Origin of the sequence: Amycolatopsis sp. H20-H5, assembly GCF_035828755.1 — a bacterium.
In the GTDB taxonomy this organism is placed as follows: Bacteria; Actinomycetota; Actinomycetes; order Mycobacteriales; family Pseudonocardiaceae; genus Amycolatopsis.
Map to the genome: position 1 here is coordinate 22,934 of NZ_JAYMZS010000063.1, position 16,403 is coordinate 39,336.

At 68.8% G+C, this 16,403-nt stretch carries 17 protein-coding genes; 3 read left to right on the forward strand and 14 right to left on the reverse strand.

Going from position 1 to position 16,403, the window contains the following annotated elements:
• Nucleotides 1-27 precede the first annotated feature (27 nt).
• The 4 genes from eno to QMK34_RS29025 all read right to left on the reverse strand — a co-directional run bounded on the left by eno (nt 28) and on the right by QMK34_RS29025 (nt 4,126).
• A complete protein-coding gene (eno, locus tag QMK34_RS29010) occupies nt 28-1,311 on the reverse strand; it encodes a phosphopyruvate hydratase (protein ID WP_326417681.1) in 1,284 nt (427 codons plus the stop codon).
• Between the two features lie 129 nt (nt 1,312-1,440).
• On the reverse strand, nt 1,441-2,385 hold the full coding sequence (locus QMK34_RS29015) for an aldo/keto reductase (protein WP_326417682.1): 945 nt from the start codon (nt 2,383-2,385) through the stop codon (nt 1,441-1,443).
• An 83-nt stretch (nt 2,386-2,468) separates the two neighbouring features.
• Complete coding sequence (locus QMK34_RS29020; RefSeq protein WP_326417683.1) at nt 2,469-3,686, reverse strand: FAD-dependent oxidoreductase; 1,218 nt, start codon at nt 3,684-3,686, stop codon at nt 2,469-2,471.
• Nucleotides 3,683-4,126, reverse strand: coding sequence for a nitroreductase/quinone reductase family protein (locus QMK34_RS29025; protein ID WP_326417684.1), 444 nt, complete (start codon nt 4,124-4,126; stop codon nt 3,683-3,685). Before QMK34_RS29025 ends, QMK34_RS29020 begins: the two co-directional genes overlap by 4 nt.
• Nucleotides 4,127-4,213: 87 nt before the next feature.
• Here QMK34_RS29025 and QMK34_RS29030 point away from each other — a divergent pair, with 87 nt between their 5' ends.
• Complete coding sequence (locus QMK34_RS29030; protein WP_326417685.1) at nt 4,214-4,657, forward strand: MarR family winged helix-turn-helix transcriptional regulator; 444 nt, start codon at nt 4,214-4,216, stop codon at nt 4,655-4,657.
• Nucleotides 4,658-4,997: 340 nt separating this feature from the next.
• Here the strand turns inward: QMK34_RS29030 and QMK34_RS29035 are convergent, their stop codons facing one another.
• The 8 genes from QMK34_RS29035 to QMK34_RS29070 form a co-directional block, all read right to left on the reverse strand.
• The gene (locus QMK34_RS29035) at nt 4,998-5,618 is read right to left on the reverse strand and encodes a DUF998 domain-containing protein (protein ID WP_326417686.1); all 621 of its coding nucleotides are present in this window, start codon (nt 5,616-5,618) and stop codon (nt 4,998-5,000) included.
• A gap of 9 nt (nt 5,619-5,627) precedes the next feature.
• Nucleotides 5,628-6,062, reverse strand: a complete 435-nt coding sequence (locus QMK34_RS29040; protein WP_326417687.1) for a nitroreductase/quinone reductase family protein — start codon at nt 6,060-6,062, stop codon at nt 5,628-5,630.
• 151 nt (nt 6,063-6,213) lie between these two features.
• A complete protein-coding gene (locus QMK34_RS29045; protein ID WP_326417688.1) occupies nt 6,214-6,627 on the reverse strand; it encodes a VOC family protein in 414 nt (137 codons plus the stop codon).
• 104 nt (nt 6,628-6,731) lie between these two features.
• The gene (locus QMK34_RS29050) at nt 6,732-8,981 is read right to left on the reverse strand and encodes a glycoside hydrolase family 15 protein (protein WP_326417689.1); all 2,250 of its coding nucleotides are present in this window, start codon (nt 8,979-8,981) and stop codon (nt 6,732-6,734) included.
• Between the two features lie 110 nt (nt 8,982-9,091).
• The gene (locus tag QMK34_RS29055; protein ID WP_326417690.1) at nt 9,092-9,418 is read right to left on the reverse strand and encodes a putative quinol monooxygenase; all 327 of its coding nucleotides are present in this window, start codon (nt 9,416-9,418) and stop codon (nt 9,092-9,094) included.
• Between the two features lie 123 nt (nt 9,419-9,541).
• A complete protein-coding gene (gene ligD / locus QMK34_RS29060) occupies nt 9,542-10,486 on the reverse strand; it encodes a non-homologous end-joining DNA ligase (RefSeq protein WP_326417691.1) in 945 nt (314 codons plus the stop codon).
• A gap of 9 nt (nt 10,487-10,495) precedes the next feature.
• Entirely contained in the window at nt 10,496-11,230 is a 735-nt protein-coding gene (locus QMK34_RS29065) for a YidC/Oxa1 family membrane protein insertase (protein ID WP_326417692.1), read from the reverse strand.
• Between the two features lie 100 nt (nt 11,231-11,330).
• Complete coding sequence (locus QMK34_RS29070) at nt 11,331-11,636, reverse strand: DUF6412 domain-containing protein (RefSeq protein ID WP_326417693.1); 306 nt, start codon at nt 11,634-11,636, stop codon at nt 11,331-11,333.
• 226 nt (nt 11,637-11,862) lie between these two features.
• Here QMK34_RS29070 and QMK34_RS29075 point away from each other — a divergent pair, with 226 nt between their 5' ends.
• Complete coding sequence (locus QMK34_RS29075; protein WP_442785242.1) at nt 11,863-12,741, forward strand: dienelactone hydrolase family protein; 879 nt, start codon at nt 11,863-11,865, stop codon at nt 12,739-12,741.
• A 9-nt stretch (nt 12,742-12,750) separates the two neighbouring features.
• On the opposite strand, the gene QMK34_RS29080 is transcribed toward QMK34_RS29075, so the two are convergent.
• A complete protein-coding gene (locus QMK34_RS29080) occupies nt 12,751-13,689 on the reverse strand; it encodes an alpha/beta fold hydrolase (protein WP_326417694.1) in 939 nt (312 codons plus the stop codon).
• 173 nt (nt 13,690-13,862) lie between these two features.
• Nucleotides 13,863-15,254: an amino acid permease gene (locus QMK34_RS29085; protein ID WP_326417695.1), complete on the reverse strand. Its 1,392-nt coding sequence runs from the start codon at nt 15,252-15,254 to the stop codon at nt 13,863-13,865.
• A gap of 152 nt (nt 15,255-15,406) precedes the next feature.
• Here QMK34_RS29085 and QMK34_RS29090 point away from each other — a divergent pair, with 152 nt between their 5' ends.
• Nucleotides 15,407-16,318, forward strand: a complete 912-nt coding sequence (locus QMK34_RS29090) for a glutaminase (protein ID WP_326417696.1) — start codon at nt 15,407-15,409, stop codon at nt 16,316-16,318.
• Nucleotides 16,319-16,403 lie beyond the last annotated feature (85 nt).

The following is a 16,403-nucleotide window of genomic DNA, read 5'->3' on the forward strand; positions in this document are numbered from 1 at the left end:
CACCGCTTACGCGGGTGAATCCACTGTCTAGCGCTGGCCGCGCAGGGTGTCGCGACCGGCGTAGCGGGCCTCCGCACCCAGCTCCTCCTCGATGCGGATGAGCTGGTTGTACTTCGCCGTACGGTCGGAGCGGGACAGCGAACCGGTCTTGATCTGGCCGCAGTTGGTGGCCACCGCGAGGTCGGCGATGGTGGTGTCCTCGGTCTCACCGGAGCGGTGCGACATGACCACGGAGTACCCGGCCTTGTGCGCGGTCTCCACCGTGGTCAGCGTTTCGGTCAGGGTGCCGATCTGGTTGACCTTGACCAGGATCGAGTTCCCGATGCCCCGCTCGATCCCGTCGCGCAGCAGGTTCACGTTCGTGCAGAAGACGTCGTCGCCGACGAGCTGGACGCGGCCGCCGATCTTGTCGGTGAGCTGCTTCCAGCCTTCGAAGTCGTCCTGAGCCAGACCGTCCTCGATGGACACGATCGGGAACCGCCCGGTCAGCTCGGCGAGGTAGGCCACGTGCTCCTCGACGCTGCGCTTGCGTCCCTCGCCGGTGTAGTCGTAGACGCCGTCGGCGTAGAACTCCGACGCCGCCGGGTCGAGCAGCAGCGCGATGTCCTCACCCGGGGTGTAGCCGGACTGCTCGATCGCGCGGACGACGAACTCCAGCGCCTCGTCGGCCGAGCTCAGGTTGGGCGCGAAGCCGCCCTCGTCGCCGACGTTCGTGCCGTGCCCGGCGTCGTGCAGCGACTTCCGGAGCGTGTGGAACACCTCGGAACCCATGCGGACGGCGTCGGCGAAGGTCTCCGCGCCGACGGGGCCGATCATGAACTCCTGGAAGTCGATCGGGTTGTCGGCGTGCGCGCCGCCGTTGATGATGTTCATCATCGGCATCGGCAGCAGGTGCGCGAACACGCCACCGACGTAGCGGTACAGCGGCAGCGTGTTGGCCTGCGCGGCGGCCTTGGCGACGGCGAGGGAAACACCGAGCGTCGCGTTGGCGCCGAGCCTGGCCTTGTTCGGCGTGCCGTCGAGCTCGATGAGGGTGCGGTCGACCTGCGCCTGAGCCTCGGCTTCGAGCCCGATGACGGCACCGGCGATCTCGGCGTTGACGGCGTCGATGGCCTTGCGCACGCCCTTGCCGTGGTAGCGCGACTTGTCGCCGTCGCGCAGTTCGACGGCTTCCTTCGTCCCGGTGGACGCGCCCGACGGCACCGCCGCGCGCCCCAGCGAACCGTCCTCGAGCTCGACGTCGACCTCGACGGTCGGGTTGCCCCGGCTGTCGAGGACCTCGCGGCCGCGGACCCGGACGATGGCAGTCATATTCGCTCCTCGGGGAGAGTGTCGTGTTTTCCGGCGCACCGGAGGAAAGTCGCAGGCGGCACAGCACCGGGCCACCGGAGAAAGCGACCGAAGGCTAGCAGAAATCGCCCTGCTCTGAATCAATAAAGATCAGGGCACGGTTTGCCCGCGCGCGGCGGTGTAGAGCGCGTACCACTCGACCGTGGTCATCGCCGCGGCCTGCCGGGCCGCGTCCGCGCAGGCGTGGATCCGGCCGGGGTCGGCGGTGCCGATGACCGGCTCGATTCCGGCGGGGTGGCGCAGGAGCCAGCCGAGCACGATCGCCTCCGGCGTGGTGCCCTTGGCCGCGGCCAGTTCGGCGACCAGCGCGGCGGTCCGCTCGTCGGCGGGCGTGCGGTCCGCGGCGGCGGAGCCGGAGTAGACGCCCTGGGCCAGCGATCCCCAGGCCTGCAACCGCACGCTGTGGGTACGGCAGTACTCGAGGGTGCCCTCGGGGAAGTTCACCGCGCGCCCGTCCGGGTGGTTGACCAGCACCCCGGCATCGACCCAGTCGCGTTTGCCCAGGCTCATCTCCAGCTGGTTCACCACGAGCGGCTCGTCGAGCGCGTCCTGCAGGAAAGCCATCTGCGCGGCCGACATGTTCGACACCCCGAGCGCGCCGACCTTGCCCGCCGCCCGCAACTCGGCGAAGGCTTCCGCGATCTCGGCGGGCTGCATCAGCGGATCCGGCCGGTGCAGCAGCAGGATGTCGACGAAATCCGTGTCCAGCCGGTCGAGGCTGGCATGGACACGATCGAGGATCGAAGCCTTGCCGAGGTCGTAGTACGCCTCGAGCCCGTGCTCACCGAGCCGGATGCCGCATTTGGTCTGGATCCGGATCTTCTCCCGCCAGGCCGGATTCCGCGCCAGCACCCGCCCCAGCACGGCCTCGGACTTGCCAAGCCGGTAGATGTCGGCCTGGTCGAACCAGGCGATCCCGATCTCGAGCGCCGCCGCCACCGCGCGTTCCGCCTTGTCGACGTCCGCCGCCGTCAGCGGGGCGGCCGACCAGGCGCCGCCGAGTCCCATACAGCCATAGACCAGTTCACCGTTCACCCCGGCACCCTAGGGCGTGTCAGGTAAATCTGTTCGATGGGCTTCGTGAACTTGATTTGCCAGACACGGCCTTGCCCGTCCACTCAGGACAAGCGGTTGAGCAGGCTGGCGTCCAGCCGGGGCGCCGCCGGGCCGTAGGCGTTGGCCCGCGCGCTCCTGAGCCGCAGCGCGGGGATGGCGAAGAGCCACCGCAGGAATCCGGGCGGCGCGGCGGCCTTCCCCCGCGCCCGTGCCCGCGCCGCCCGGCGTTCGACCCGCACCTGCTGGGCCTGCACCTGTTCGATCGCGTCGATCCGATCCTGCCGGACCGCCCCGAGGTCCTCAGTGGACAGTGTGCCGTCCAGCAACGGCAAGGTGATCCGGTTGGCCGTCGCGACGGCGTCCTGGATCGCCATCAGGATCCCGTTTCCCCCCACCGGGGAGATCACATGGGTGGCGTCGCCGATCAGGAGCAGGCCCGGCCGATGCCATCGCTCGGCCCGGGAGATGTCGACCGAGAGCAGCGTGGTCTGCGAGAAGTCGGTGAGCAGGTGCGCCCGGTCCGCCAGCCACGGGACGTGCTCGCCGAGGAACGCGCGGATCGGCTCGGGACCGCGCTCACGGACTTCGGCGTACGCGCCCTTCTCGATGCTGTAGCCGACCTGCCAGTCACTGATTCCGCCCAGGACGCCGACGTAGGAGTCCCGGCCGAAGTACAGGTCGAGGTCGGCGTCCGGCGGGTCCAGCGGGGAGCGCGGCAGCCGGAACCACAGGATGTCCGTGGTCGCGCCCAGCGGGAGCGCGGGCATCCCGGCCAGGCGGCGGACCGTGGAGAACCGGCCATCGGCGCCGATCACCAGGCAGGCGGGGATCTCCTCGTCACGGCAACGGACGCCGGTGACCGTGCCGTCCGCGGCCTCCAGCAGGCCGGTCACCTTGGCGCCCATCCGCAGGGTGAACCCCGGCAGGGTGGCGGCCTGAGCGGCGAGGAAGTCGAGAAACCGGACCTGCGGCATCAGGGCGACGTAGTTGAACGGGGTGGGCAGGCGGTGGTAGTCCGCGGTGCTCCACACCCCGGCCGGTGTGTGGAAACGGAACGCGCGGGCCTTGAAGTGGTCGAGTTCCAGCAGCGCCGCGGCCAGCCCGAGCCGGTCGAGCAGCTCCAGCGTGTACGGGTGCAGCGAGTCGCCCCTGAAGTCCCGGTCGAAGTCGCCCCGGGACTCCAGCACCGTCACCGGCACGCCCGCCCTGGCGAGCAGATAGCCCAGGATCATCCCGCCGGGACCGCCACCCGCGATCACGACCGGCGCGGCGGGGTTCACGCGTTCCCCGTTTCGCGCAGCCGGAAAACCGCCATGCCGGGCAGGTTCACCCGGATCTCGGCCAGGCTCGCGTCCTTGGCGATCGGGAAGGCGCTGATCGCCCAGGGCACGGACATCGAGGCGAGGTACTGCGCCACGATCCCGGCGGCCTCCTCGTCGCCGGGGACTTCGGCCCGGCAGGACTGACGGCTCGACGCCGACAGCACCGCGCACGCGGGCTCGGCCAGCAGATTCGCCACCCAGTCCCGGTCACGGACCGGCGAAACCAGATATCGCCGTCCCGAGGCCTGGATCACCGCCAGCGGCACACGCCTCGGCTCGCCACTGGCCCGCCCGCTCGTCTCGACGACCCGCAAGCCGTACTCGCCGTCGGTCACCGGCCGCGCCGGTTCGGCCAGCACCTTGGCCACCATCGCCGCGTTCATCGCCCGCAGATCCATCCGTTCCGCCTCCCAGGTCGCACCTCGCTAGACAGTCTAGCAATATTTACTAGACTGTCTAGCGACCTGGCGGCCTAAGCTGTCCGGGTGGAAGAAGTCACGCTGCGGGTCAACCTCGCGCTGAGGAATCTGCTCGCGCTCGCGCACGACGTGCAGAACACGCTGGCGAAGCGACTCGAACTGGGCGGCACCGACGTCCAGGCGCTGCAGCATCTGGCGGGCAGCCCCCGACCACTGGGCACGGTGGACCTGGCGCACGCGCTGAGCATCCGGTCGGCGTCGGCCACCGTGCTGGTCGACCGGCTCGAGGCCGCTGGCCACGTCCGGCGGGTGCCGCACCCGACCGACCGCCGCCGCATCACCCTCGCCGTCAGCGACTCGGCCCGCACCGAGGTCCGCGCCGCGCTCGCGCCGCTCATCAGCGCCATCACCGAGCTCACCGAACGGCTCGAACCGGCGCACGCCGAGACCGTGGCCGGTTTCCTCGCCGACACCACCGAGGTACTGCGCCGGTTCAGCGCGGGCGATTGACTTGAGGCCCGAAGCGGGCCGATCGCGTCTCTTTTTTCACACTTCACAACCGGCAACCCTTCGGCAATCAGCCCGCCGACACGTTACCCGGAAGAAATAAAGTGCTCAAACACCTGAAATAAGGCTGACAAGACTGGGAACCAGCGATGATCATCCGCATCGGCACTATTTCGAAGGCGCGAGTTCATTGCCTTTCAGGTAAACCATCCTAAGGAGAGAACATGACCACGATCGTTTCCTTGATCGACGCCATTCTCGCGATCATCGGTATCGCCTGATCCCAAGCCGGTCGCCCGTCATGCCATTACCAGGCATGGCGGGCGACTTCATTTCGGTCAGCTCACGGCCGTTCACCCGAAATAGTGAATCGAGCGCCGAGTACGACGATCGCGGGCCACAGGGATTGCGCCCCCGCGAGCAGGCGTTCGGTCAAACCGACGAGGTCACCGTTCTGAAGAGCGATCCCGAAAGCGATCAGCAGGCTTACCAACACGGTGACCGCGACCACGGTCATCGGCCTGCGCAAAACCGCCGCCGGGGCCCGCCGGAACGCGGCTCCCACCGGCCAGAGCACCAGCGCGAGGAACGCGATCAGCGCCGTCACCCCGTGGGCGCCCGACGGTCCCGAAACCGGCAACGGCAGTGCCGCCACCACAGCGGTGGCCACGCCGCCGACGGCCAGCACCACCCGGCCGGGCCACCGCGCGGGCCGGAGTCCGAGCGCGGTCACGACGTGACACACCCCGAGCACGGCGAGGCCCGTCGTCATGATCGCCCGATCCTGCGCGCCGTGCCCGGCGAGCGCGCTGATCGTCTGGCGGATCGAGTCGTACCCCGCGGGCTGCCGTGCCGCCGCGACGGTCCAGCCGCCGATCATCGCGACCGGTGCCACCAGCGACGAGACCACCGCCCACCAGGGAACCGGCCGGAAGCCGACGGCGTCCTTCGTCTCCAGGTCCACTAAGTACGGTCAGCTCGTGGTTTCTTCGAGCAGCACCAACGGGATCTCCCGCTCGGTCTTGGTCTGGTAGCCGGCGTAGTTCTTGTGGTCGGCCACCACCAGCGGCCACAACCGGGCACGCTCCTCGGCGGTGGCCACCCTGGCCACCATCGGCCGCGCCGCCTTGCCCTGGTAGGCGACCTCGACGCTGGGGTTGTCCCGCAGGTTGAGGAACCACGCCGGATGCTTGTCATCACCGCCGCGCGAAGCCACGAGGACGAGGGTGGTGCCCTCCTGGATCGGCGAGGTGAGCATCACCGAGCGGGGCTGGCCGGACTTGCGGCCGGTGGTGGTGAGCTCCAGTACGGGCATGTTGGACGCGCTCCACCCGGCCCGCCCGCCACTGACCTTGAGCAGTCCTCGGTGAAAAGCGTTCATGGTCTTGAGTGCGAAGTCGCTGGGCATACCGCCGAATCTAACAGCAGCCGACCCGTTCAGCCCTGAGGCCGTCCGCGCGGCCGCCCTTGCCCCTGAAGGCCACCTTCACCGCGTAAAACGCCGTGAAGGTGGCCTTCAGGGGCAGTTGGGCAGCGGTCATCGCGGGACGGGCGCTCGCTCAGCCTTGGGGCTGGCTGATGTTCACCAGCCAGCCGATGCCGAAGCGGTCCACGCACATGCCGAACTCGTCGCCCCACATCTGCTTCTCCAGCGCGACCGAAACGGTGCCCTCGGCGGACAGTTTCTCCCAATAGCCCCGCAGTTCGTCACCGTCGTCGCCGCTCAGGCTCACCGTGATGTTGTCGCCGGGGTTGTGCTCCGTCCCCGGGGGATTGTCCGCGGCCATGAGCGTGAACCCGCCCTCGGTCTCGAGCATGCCGTGCATGATCTTGTCGGCCCCGGGGGCGTCCGGCGCGCCGTACTGGCCGAACGTGTTCAGCTCCAGCGTGCCGCCGAAGACTCCGTTGTAGAACTCCATGGCTTGGCGCGCGTTGCCGGCAAAGCTGATGTACGGGTTCAGACGAGCGGACACCGGATGCTCCTTCGATCGCGACGGACCAGCATCGTCGCAGATCAGCCCCACCCCGACAACAGGAACGGGCGAGCACGGCGTGGCGCGTTTTTCACCAGGGAGAATCAGGTGCCGTAGCGAGTCCGCACCACCGAAGGCGTGTCGAGGTTCTGCCCGGCGTCGATGCTCTGTGCGAGCCGGAGGTACTGCCCCTCGGCCCACATGAGCGGCGCCGCGCTGCCCGTCGGCCTGCCGAGCCCGAAACACGCGAGGTCGGCGCGGTCCCAGATCTGCTCGGGCACGAAGTAGCCCTCGTTGGCCGAATCGGCCATCGACTTGAGATAGACCGCGGCGGACCGCCCGTTCGCGAGCTCGTACTCACCACGTTCGCCCGAGAGCACCGGCCACAGCCTGCCGGAGCGCTGGGAGCCGTTGGCGGGCCAGCCACCGCAGTTCGCGCTGCTTTCGCCGTAGCTGTCGTGGACGTAGCGGTGGAAGTAGACGTCCCCGTTGGGCGTCGTCACCTGCATCGGCGCGTTGCCGTCGTACGCGGCGGCGGTGGGCGCGATCGACGCCGCGACAGTCGCGTCCGCGGCGGGCCGGATGCCCAGCCGGACCAGGTCGAGGAAGCCGAAGTCCACCACGTCGCGTTCGTAGTAGCAGCCGTCGTCGAAGCAGATCTGTGCGGTGTCGTTCGGGTTCGTGCCCTTGTCGAGTCGCTCGTAGTACTGGTGGCCGCCCCAGTAGCCGGACGTGGTGACGGTCCAGCCAGTCAGCGAGGCGCGCCACGAGTCCGCTGTGGACTCCCAGGTCGCGGCGCTCGCGGCGTCGCCGTTGGCCCTCGCGATCGCGCCCGCGGCGACCAGCCCGGCGATCTCGGCGGCGATCGACGAGGGCGACTTGCCGTACTGCTCCTCCCAGCGTTCCGTGGTGTCCGGCCCGGCGGCACGGATGTGGTTCGCGGTCAGCTTCACCTTGGCGTAGGTGCCCGCGTCGGTCAGCCCTGTTTGCCAGGCGAGCAGGATCGCGTCGGCGTCCTGGTCGAGTTGCTCGCAGCAGCCCAGCAGCTGGGCGTTCGCCCCGGCCACGCCACTCACCGGGCTGTAACGGGGAAACGCGCCCGCGGGGTACGTCGTCCCGTCGCCAGCGGTCGGCGAGCCGATCCACTGCGAGTTCCACAGGAACTGCGCCATGCGTTTCGCCTGCGCGCTGTCCCCTGCGGCGAGCAAGCCGGTCGCCTGCTGGTAGAGGTCGCGGCCCCAGACCCGGTGGTAGCCGTCGTTGAGACTGTCGCCGTTGGTGAAGTCACCCCACGGCGTCGCGAGGCCCGCGACGCTGGCACCGGGATGCGTCTTGTCCTCGGCGGCGTGCAGTGCCATCGCAGCCACGTAGTACGCGCGGCGGCGCTGGGTGTCGCTCGCGACGCTCACCGGAGCGGGCTTCAGCCCGGCCAGGTAACCGTTCCAGCCGGTGCGGTAAGCACCGGCCACGCTCGGGAACCCGGCGGACAACGAGGCGCCGGCCGCGGAGTTCGCCGCCGCGGCGGTGCCGCCATACGCGAGCGCGACGGTGAACGTGGTGTCCGCGCCGACCGCGATCTGTCCACATTGGACGACGTTGCCGGTGCCCGACACCGCGTCGAACTGGTTGGTCAGCACCTTGTCGGCCCGCAGGTCGGTGAGGCAGTCACTGCCCGCGCCGCTGTAACCGTTGTCGTGCGCGACGAACCCGCTCGACACCCGCAGCGCCGAGGTGACGGTGGTGGACGCGCCGAACAGGTTTTCGGTGCCGCTCGCCATCAGCGCGCCGGAACCGGCGTCCCACCAAGCGTTGTCGTTGCCACCGCCCCCGGCCATGGACGGGTTGGCCAGCAGGTGGAGCCGGTAGGCGCCGCCGTCGAGCGACTGGAACCGGGTGCTGGTCAGCAGCGTCGCCCGATTCGGGTCGGTCACGTAACTGGTGGTGATCCGGTACTTTCCGCTCTTCGCGGTGTTCGTGACCGTGTATTCGAGGGCCTTCTCGTCGGGCATCGACACCGCGTGCGTGGTGGCGTCGCGCTCCAGGTCGACGAAGGTCGAGCCGTCGGTGACGACGAACTGCATGTCCTGCGTGTTCGCCACGTCGGCGCGGGGGTAGAACACCTCGGAGGTGATGCCGTTGGCCACGGTGAACCAGACCGTGCTCGCCGTGGTGGCCGAGGTGCCCAGCGCCGCCTTGTTCCCCGTCGCCCACGACGCCGGGCCGCCGCAGCAGTCCGTCGCGGTGCCCCCGGCGGCAATCGCCGCCCCCGAGGGAGCCCCGGCCGCGACGACCAGTGCCCCGGACAACCCCAGAACGGCTACCACGACCCGCCAGACAGGCCTGCGCTCGCGCATGGACAACCTCCGGCACCCTTGACGGCGAATATGTTGTGAGTCGCAACATATTCGCCGCAGGACCGGCCGGAAGCAACCGGCGAACGTGTCTGGATCGATCCGGAAAGGTCTCAGACGGGCAACGCGGTGGCCTTCCCGGCCACGATGCCGAGCGGTTCGACCGTGATGCCGCCGTCGAGCAGCTCCGCGGCCTGACCGGCGAACGCCCGCAGTGCCGGGTTCTTGCCGTGCACCGACAAGGCGTCCGAGTCGCTGAAGAGCTCGTAGAACACGAACTCGACGCGGCCACCCTCCAGCTCACGCCGGTGCGCGACGTACACCTTGGTGCCGTCTTCGACCTTGGCCGCGTCCACGAGCTGGAGCAGGTGCCGCTCGACCTCGTCCTCCTTACCGGGAAGGGGACGGATGAAGGCGAGCTGCGCCACTGGATCGGCCACGGTGATGGTCCTCCTCGTCGAATCGGTCGGCCAGGGCGCCCTTCGCCCCTGGCGCTGAGGCCAGTAAAGCATCGCGTCGATGGTCGGCAACCGGGCCGGCGAACCTTTGACGCGTTTCGCCGCTCACTCGCCGGGTGGCTCGGACAAACCGTCCCGATCCGCCCACTCCAGCAGCGTTTCCAGCGAGTACGCCGTGTCGTCGATGCCCCGGTGGAGATCACCGAGCTCGGCGAACCGCGCGGGCATCGTCGCGATGGTGCTCTCCCGCGGCTCGACGTCGTCGACCTCCGCCCAGGTGATCGGCGTGGACACGATCGCCTCCGGCACCCCGCGCACGGAGTACGCGCTGGCGATCGTGTGGTCGCGCGCGTTCTGGTTGTAGTCGACGAACAGCTTCTTCGGGTCGCGGTCCTTGCGCCACCAGGTGGTGGTGACCTCGTCCGGCAGCCGTCGTTCGACCTCGTGCGCGAACGCGAGCGCGGCCCGGCGGACGTCGGCGAACTCCCACCGCGGCTCGATCCGGACGTAGACGTGCAGCCCGTTGCCGCCGGACGTCTTGGGCCAGCCGGTCATGCCCAGCTCGTCGAGGATCTCGTGGACGACGTGGGCCACCCGCCGCACCACGGCGAACCCGCACTCGGGCATCGGGTCCAGGTCGATGCGCCACTCGTCGGGGCGTTCGGTGTCGGCGCGGCGGGAGTTCCACGGGTGGAACTCCACAGTGGACATCTGCACCGCCCACACCACGTGCGCCAGCTCCGTGACGCACAGCTCGTCGGCGTGCCGGTTATAGCGCGGGAAGTGCACCCGGACGGTTTCCAGCCACGGCGGGGCGCCGTTCGGGACGCGCTTCTGGTGCACCTTGTCCCCCGCCACCCCGGACGGGAACCGGTGCAGCATGCAGGGCCGCTCACGCAGCGCCCGCACGATGCCCTCGCCGACCGACAGGTAGTAGCGGACCAGGTCGAGCTTGGTCTCCCCCCGAGCCGGGAAGTACACCCGGTCCGGGTTGGAGATCCGCACCGTCCGGTCCCCCACCTCGAGCTCCACCGCGGAGTCTTTCGCCATGGGGAGAACCTAACCCGAAACGGCCCGCGAGGCGCTTTTCTCCCGGCGCAGCGCGGCCCGTTCGACCGCCGTCCAGGTGGTCGTGGTCAGCAGGTACAGCCCGGCGGCGAGCGGCACGAAGGCCGCGAACAGCACCGTCCCGTACGGCAGCAGCCGCATCAACGCGGCTCCCGGGACGTCCGGCGCCCCGGTCCGCTCGGCGAGCCTGGCCTGCCAGCGGATGGTGAACCGGGCGACCAGGGCGAGGGCGGCGAACAGGCAGGCGAACACCAGGACGTGGACGCTGACCGAGCCGACGGTGAAGACGTCGGTGACGTGCAGGCCCAGCGGCGCCCCGAAGAGCGTGTGGCCGAGCAGAGAGTTCGGGGCGCCGTCGACCGTCGGCGACGCGAACAGCCGGTACATCACGGTGAAGAACGGCACCTGCGCCACCATGGGCAGGCAACCGGCGAACAGCGAGGTTCCCGAGTCCCGGTACAGCTCGGTCGTCTCGCGCCGCAGGCGCTGGGGATCCTTGCCGTGGAGCTTGCGCAGCTCACCCACCTTCGGTGCCAGCGCCGCGCGGGCCTTCTCACCCCGGACAGCGGCGCGGGCGAGCGGATGCAGCAGCAGACGGACGGCGGCGGTGAACGCGACGATGACGATCGCGGTGCTGAGCTCGCCGAACACAGGATCGGCGAGGGTGGCGAGCCAGCCGACCACGTGGTGGACGGCGGCGACGGGCACGTCGAGGAAAGCGAACATGGGCGGCACTCCGTGTGGTCTCGAATGAGGAGAACGGACAACGGAAGCGGCTGTGCGCAAGGAAAAGGAACGGATAACCCGGACGGACCGGACCGGTACGTCAGGCGAGGCACGCAGCCGCCGAGGCGGCCGAGGGTGCTCTGGGACGGGCGTTGCCCGCCGCGCCGGGGTCGCGCAGCCGCAGGAAAGCGGTGCGGCGGGCCCGTTCGCGCAGCGCGATGGCGCGAACGCGGGCGGGGCTCGAAGCGGGCTCGATCGTGAGGGAGACCGTCCACACGATCAGCAGCAACGCGAAGCTGCCGGTGAGGGCGGTGACCAGGACGAGCGGATCGAGCGTGCCGCTCATCTCGACCGGGAAGACGACGAAGAACACGAACGCCGTCAGCAGCAGCTGAAACCGGCTCATCACTCCTCCTCCCGGATCCACTCCCGATCCTACCCGAATCGGACCGGCCGGTGCCGGTACGGAGTTTGTGCGGCACTTACGAACGGAAAACACGATAATTGTCATCGCGGAGACAAGAACCGGCGCACCGGTGAACGCTGCTTTACAGGGTTTACCGACGTCCCTAGCCTGACCTGCGTCGGAACCCTTTCCGACAGCACAGAAACCCGTTCGAAAGGCCATTTCCGTGCGCGAAAAACTTCGTCTCATCCTGGCCGCCGTCCTGGTGCTGCTCGCCGGTCTCCTTTCGGGAGCCACACTCGGCGCGCCCACCGCGATCGCCGCCGACAATCCCTATGCCCGCGGCCCCGCCCCGACCGTGGCGAGCATCGAAGCCACCACCGGCCCGTTCGCCATCTCGCAAACCACCGCGCCCAAGACCTCGACCTTCGGCGGCGGCACGATCTACTACCCGACCAGCACAGCCGAAGGAACCTACGGCGCGATCGCGGTTTCGCCAGGGTTCGTCAGCCCGCAGTCCGCCATCGGCTGGTACGGGCCGCGACTGGCCTCACAGGGGTTCGTCGTGATCACCATCGACACCCTCGGGCTGTTCGACCTGCCCGACAGCCGCGGCACACAGCTGCTCGCCGCGCTGAAGTACCTCGTCGGCCAGAGCCCGGTCAAGAGCCGGATCGACCCCGCCCGGCTCGCCGTGATGGGCCATTCCATGGGCGGCGGCGGGACACTCGAAGCCGCCAGGAGCACGCCCACGCTCAAGGCCGCGATCCCGCTGGCGGGCTACGACTTCAACAACAATTTCTCGTCGCTCAAAGTGCCCTCGCTGATCGTCGGCGTCCAGAACGACGCCATCGCGCCGGTCGCCAACCACTCCCGGCCGTTCTACGCGAGCCTGCCAGCCACGCTCGATCGCGCGTATCTGGAGCTGGCGGGCGGATCGCACTCCACCCCCAATTCCCCGAACACCACGATCGCGAAGTACTCGATTTCGTGGCTGAAACGATTCGTGGACTCCGACACCCGGTACGAACAGTTCCTCTGCCCGATCCCGACCGGCAACCCGGCGATCTCCGCGTTCCAGGGAAACTGCCCGCATACCGCCTGACCCCCGCGATCAGGTGCCGCTCGACGGGGCCGGCCGGTCCCGCCGGCCGGCCCTGAGCAGCTTCCGCCATTTCTCGCTGTCGTGGGCGGCGGGTTCGGTCTCGCTGAGGAACTCCCGCAGGATCGCCAGAAACCGCTCCGGGGCGCTGTGGTGCGGAAAGTGACCGGCGCCTTCGAAGATCTCGAGCCTGCTGCTCGGCAACGCCTCGTAGGCGATCTGCGCGTGCGGGCTGGGCACGACGCGGTCCCGGGTACCCCAGACCAGCATGGTGGGCATGCCCTCGGTGAGATAGCCGCGATCGAGCATCGTGACGACCTGGCCACGCCAGTCCACCACCGAGCGGAGCGTGCGCAGGAACGCCTGCCTGGTGGTCGATTCGGCCAGCCGCACGTACTTGCCGACGACGTAGTCGAAGTCGGAGCCTATGCCGAAGCCGTCGACGGGACGGAGCAGCCGTTCGAACCGGCGCAGCAGGGTGCGCACCGGCAGCGCGCCGAGCAGCGGCAGGATCAGGTCGGTGCCGGGCGCGGTCGCCAGGCGCAGCAGCGGATGGACCTCCGGGCCGACACCGCCGGAACTCACCAGGACGAGCCGTTCGCACAGCTGCGGGAACTGGTAAGCGAACTGCATGGCCACCCCGCCCCCGAGCGAGTGGCCGACCACGCTGACGCGTTCGACGTCCAGGGTGGCGAGCAGGTCCCGCATCGCGCACGCGTAGGCCGCCACCGAGTAGTCGGCGCGCGGTTTGTCCGATCCACCGTGGCCGAGCAGGTCCGGCGCGATCACGGTGAACTCGTCCGCCAGTGCCGACAGCACGGACAGCCACGTCGACGAGTCGTCGCCGATCCCGTGGATGAACAACACGGCGGGCCCGGAACCCGCCCGGCGATAGGCCCGCCGGTACCCGTGAATCACCTGGTATCGAAGCTCGCCGGAATCCGCTGGCATGACGCCCAGTCCAGCACCGGGTGTTGCCGGGCACGTTTCGGGCATGTTGCGATCCGTGCCCGGATACCGGGGGGCGTCCTGCGCGACGGCGTCGCCAAGCAGCTAAACCGTCCACAACGGACAGCGAAACGGCGGCAGGGGACGTTTTCCGCCCGCTGCCGCCGTCACCACTGTCAGGGAATCATCTCGGGCCGCCGCTTGGCGACGACGAACCGCCAGCCCACCACGAGGATGAGCGCCAGCACGGGCAGGGAGTAGAAGGCGATCTTCTCCGCGCCGTCCGAGAAGGCCATCAGCACCACCACCAGCGCGAGGAAGGCCAGGGTGGCCCAGCCGGTGTAGGGCGCGCCGGGCATTCGATAGGCGGGCCGTTCGATCTCACCGCGCAGGGACATCGTCCGCATGCGCATCTGGCAGATGACCAGCGTCGCCCAGGTCGAGATGACGCCCAGCGAGGCGATCGCGATGGCGATGTCGAAGGCCTCCTTCGGCACCAGGTAGTTCAGCACCACGCCCAGCACATAGGCGCCGGACGTGAAAAGAATTCCACCGAACGGCACGTGATGCTTGTTCATTTTTCCGACGAATTTGGGCGCTTCGCCCTTTTCGGCCAGCGCGCGCAGGATGCGGCCGGTGGAATAGAGCCCTGAATTGCACGAGGACAGGGCCGCGGTGAGCACGACGGCGTTCATCACGTCACCGACGCCGGGAATGCCGAGCCGGGAGAACACCGTGACGAACGGGCTTTCCCCGCCGTTGTAGAACGACCACGGCAGCAGCATCGCGAGCATCAGGACCGAACCGACGTAGAACACGCCGATCCGCCAGATCACGCTGTTGATGGCCTTGGGCAGCACCTTGCGGGGATCCTTCGTCTCCCCCGCGGCGATGCCGACCACTTCGATCGCCGAGTAGGCGAAGATGACGGCCTGCAGGGTCATCAGGGCGATCCCGACACCGGCCGGGAACATCCCGCCGTTGCCGGTCAGGTTGTGCACCCCGGCCGTGGTGCCGCCGATGTTCGCGCTGGTGAGCACGAGCCCGACCGCGGTGATCAGGAAGACCACGATGGCGAGCACCTTGACCACGGAGAACCAGAACTCCAGCTCACCGAACAGCTTGACACTGAGCAGGTTCACCGCCAGCAGCACGCCGAGCGCGACCAGCGCGGTGATCCATTGCGGCACGTCCGGCAGCCACTTGTGCACGTAGATCGCGACCGCGGTGATCTCCGCGATCCCGGTCATCGCCCAGTTGACCCAGTACATCCAGCCGGAGGCGAACCCCGCCCACGGCCCGATGAACTTTCGGGCGTACGTCACGAAGCTGCCCGAGGACGGCTCCTGCATGACGAGTTCGCCCAGAGCGCGCATGACGAAGTACGCCGCGATACCGCAGATCGCATAGGAGAAGACCAGCGAAGGACCGACCTGCTGGAGCTTTCCGCCCGCACCCAGGAACAGCCCGACGCCGATGGCGCCGCCGATCGCAATCATCTGCACTTGGCGATTGCCGAGCGCTTTCGTGTAGTTGTCACCCTTTTCAGTGACCACTGTGGAATCCATAGTTGCCAGACCGTAGACCACCTTGCCCAGGTGACCCAAGCCACAAAGGAAAGACTTAAGGTGTGCGGGAAATCACGTAGGGAAATCACTAGTCCCAACGTGCGGGATGGGCGCCGCGTGCCGCACACTGGCGGGCTTCTAGGCTGTGTGGTGTGGATCTCGCATCGCTGCTTGACCGGATCGCCTTCGACGTCGAGGCCGACGACGCACGGGGCAAGGTCGCGGACTACATCCCCGCGCTGGCCAGGGTGGATCCGGACCGGTTCGGCATGGCCGTTGCCGAGCTCGACGGCACGGTGTACGGCGTCGGCGACTGGCGGCAGCCGTTCTCCATCCAGAGCATGTCGAAGGTGTTCACCCTGGCGCTGGTGCTGGCACAGGCCGAGGGCGCCGACCTCTGGGATCGGGTCGGCCGGGAGCCGTCGGGCGACCCGTTCAACTCGCTGGTGCAGCTCGAACACGAGGACGGCATCCCGCGCAACCCGTTCATCAACGCGGGCGCGCTGGTGGTCACCGACGAACTGGCCCGCTACGGCGACGCGGCGGAGGAGCTGCTGACCTTCCTGCGCAAGGAAAGCGGCACACCCACCCTGGCGTTCGACGCCGAGGTCGCGACCTCCGAGGCCGAGCACGCCGACCGCAACCGGGCGCTCGCGTACTTCATGGCCGCCTACGGCAACATGCGCCATCCCGTGCCCGAGGTGCTCGACCAGTATGTCCGGCAGTGTGCGATTTCGATGAGCTGCGCCGACCTCGCCCGTTCGTCGCTATTCCTGGCCAGGCACGGAATCCGCAACGACGGCAGCCGCCTGCTCGGGCAAAGCGAGGCCAAACGCGTCAACGCCGTGATGCTGACCTGCGGCACCTACGACGCGGCGGGCCAGTTCGCCTACCGCGTGGGACTGCCCGCCAAGAGCGGCGTCGGCGGCGGCATCCTCGCGATCGTCCCCGGCCGCTGCACGGTGTGCGTCTGGAGCCCCGGCCTCGACAAACGCGGCAACTCCGTCGCCGGCGCCACCGCACTGGACCTGTTCACCACCCTGACCGGCTGGTCCATCTTCTGACCGCCCGAGAAAGCCTCTGAAGGCCACCATGACGGCGTTAGAAGGCGTCCGGAAGTTGATGTCATGGCGTCCAGTTTGGTGCCTG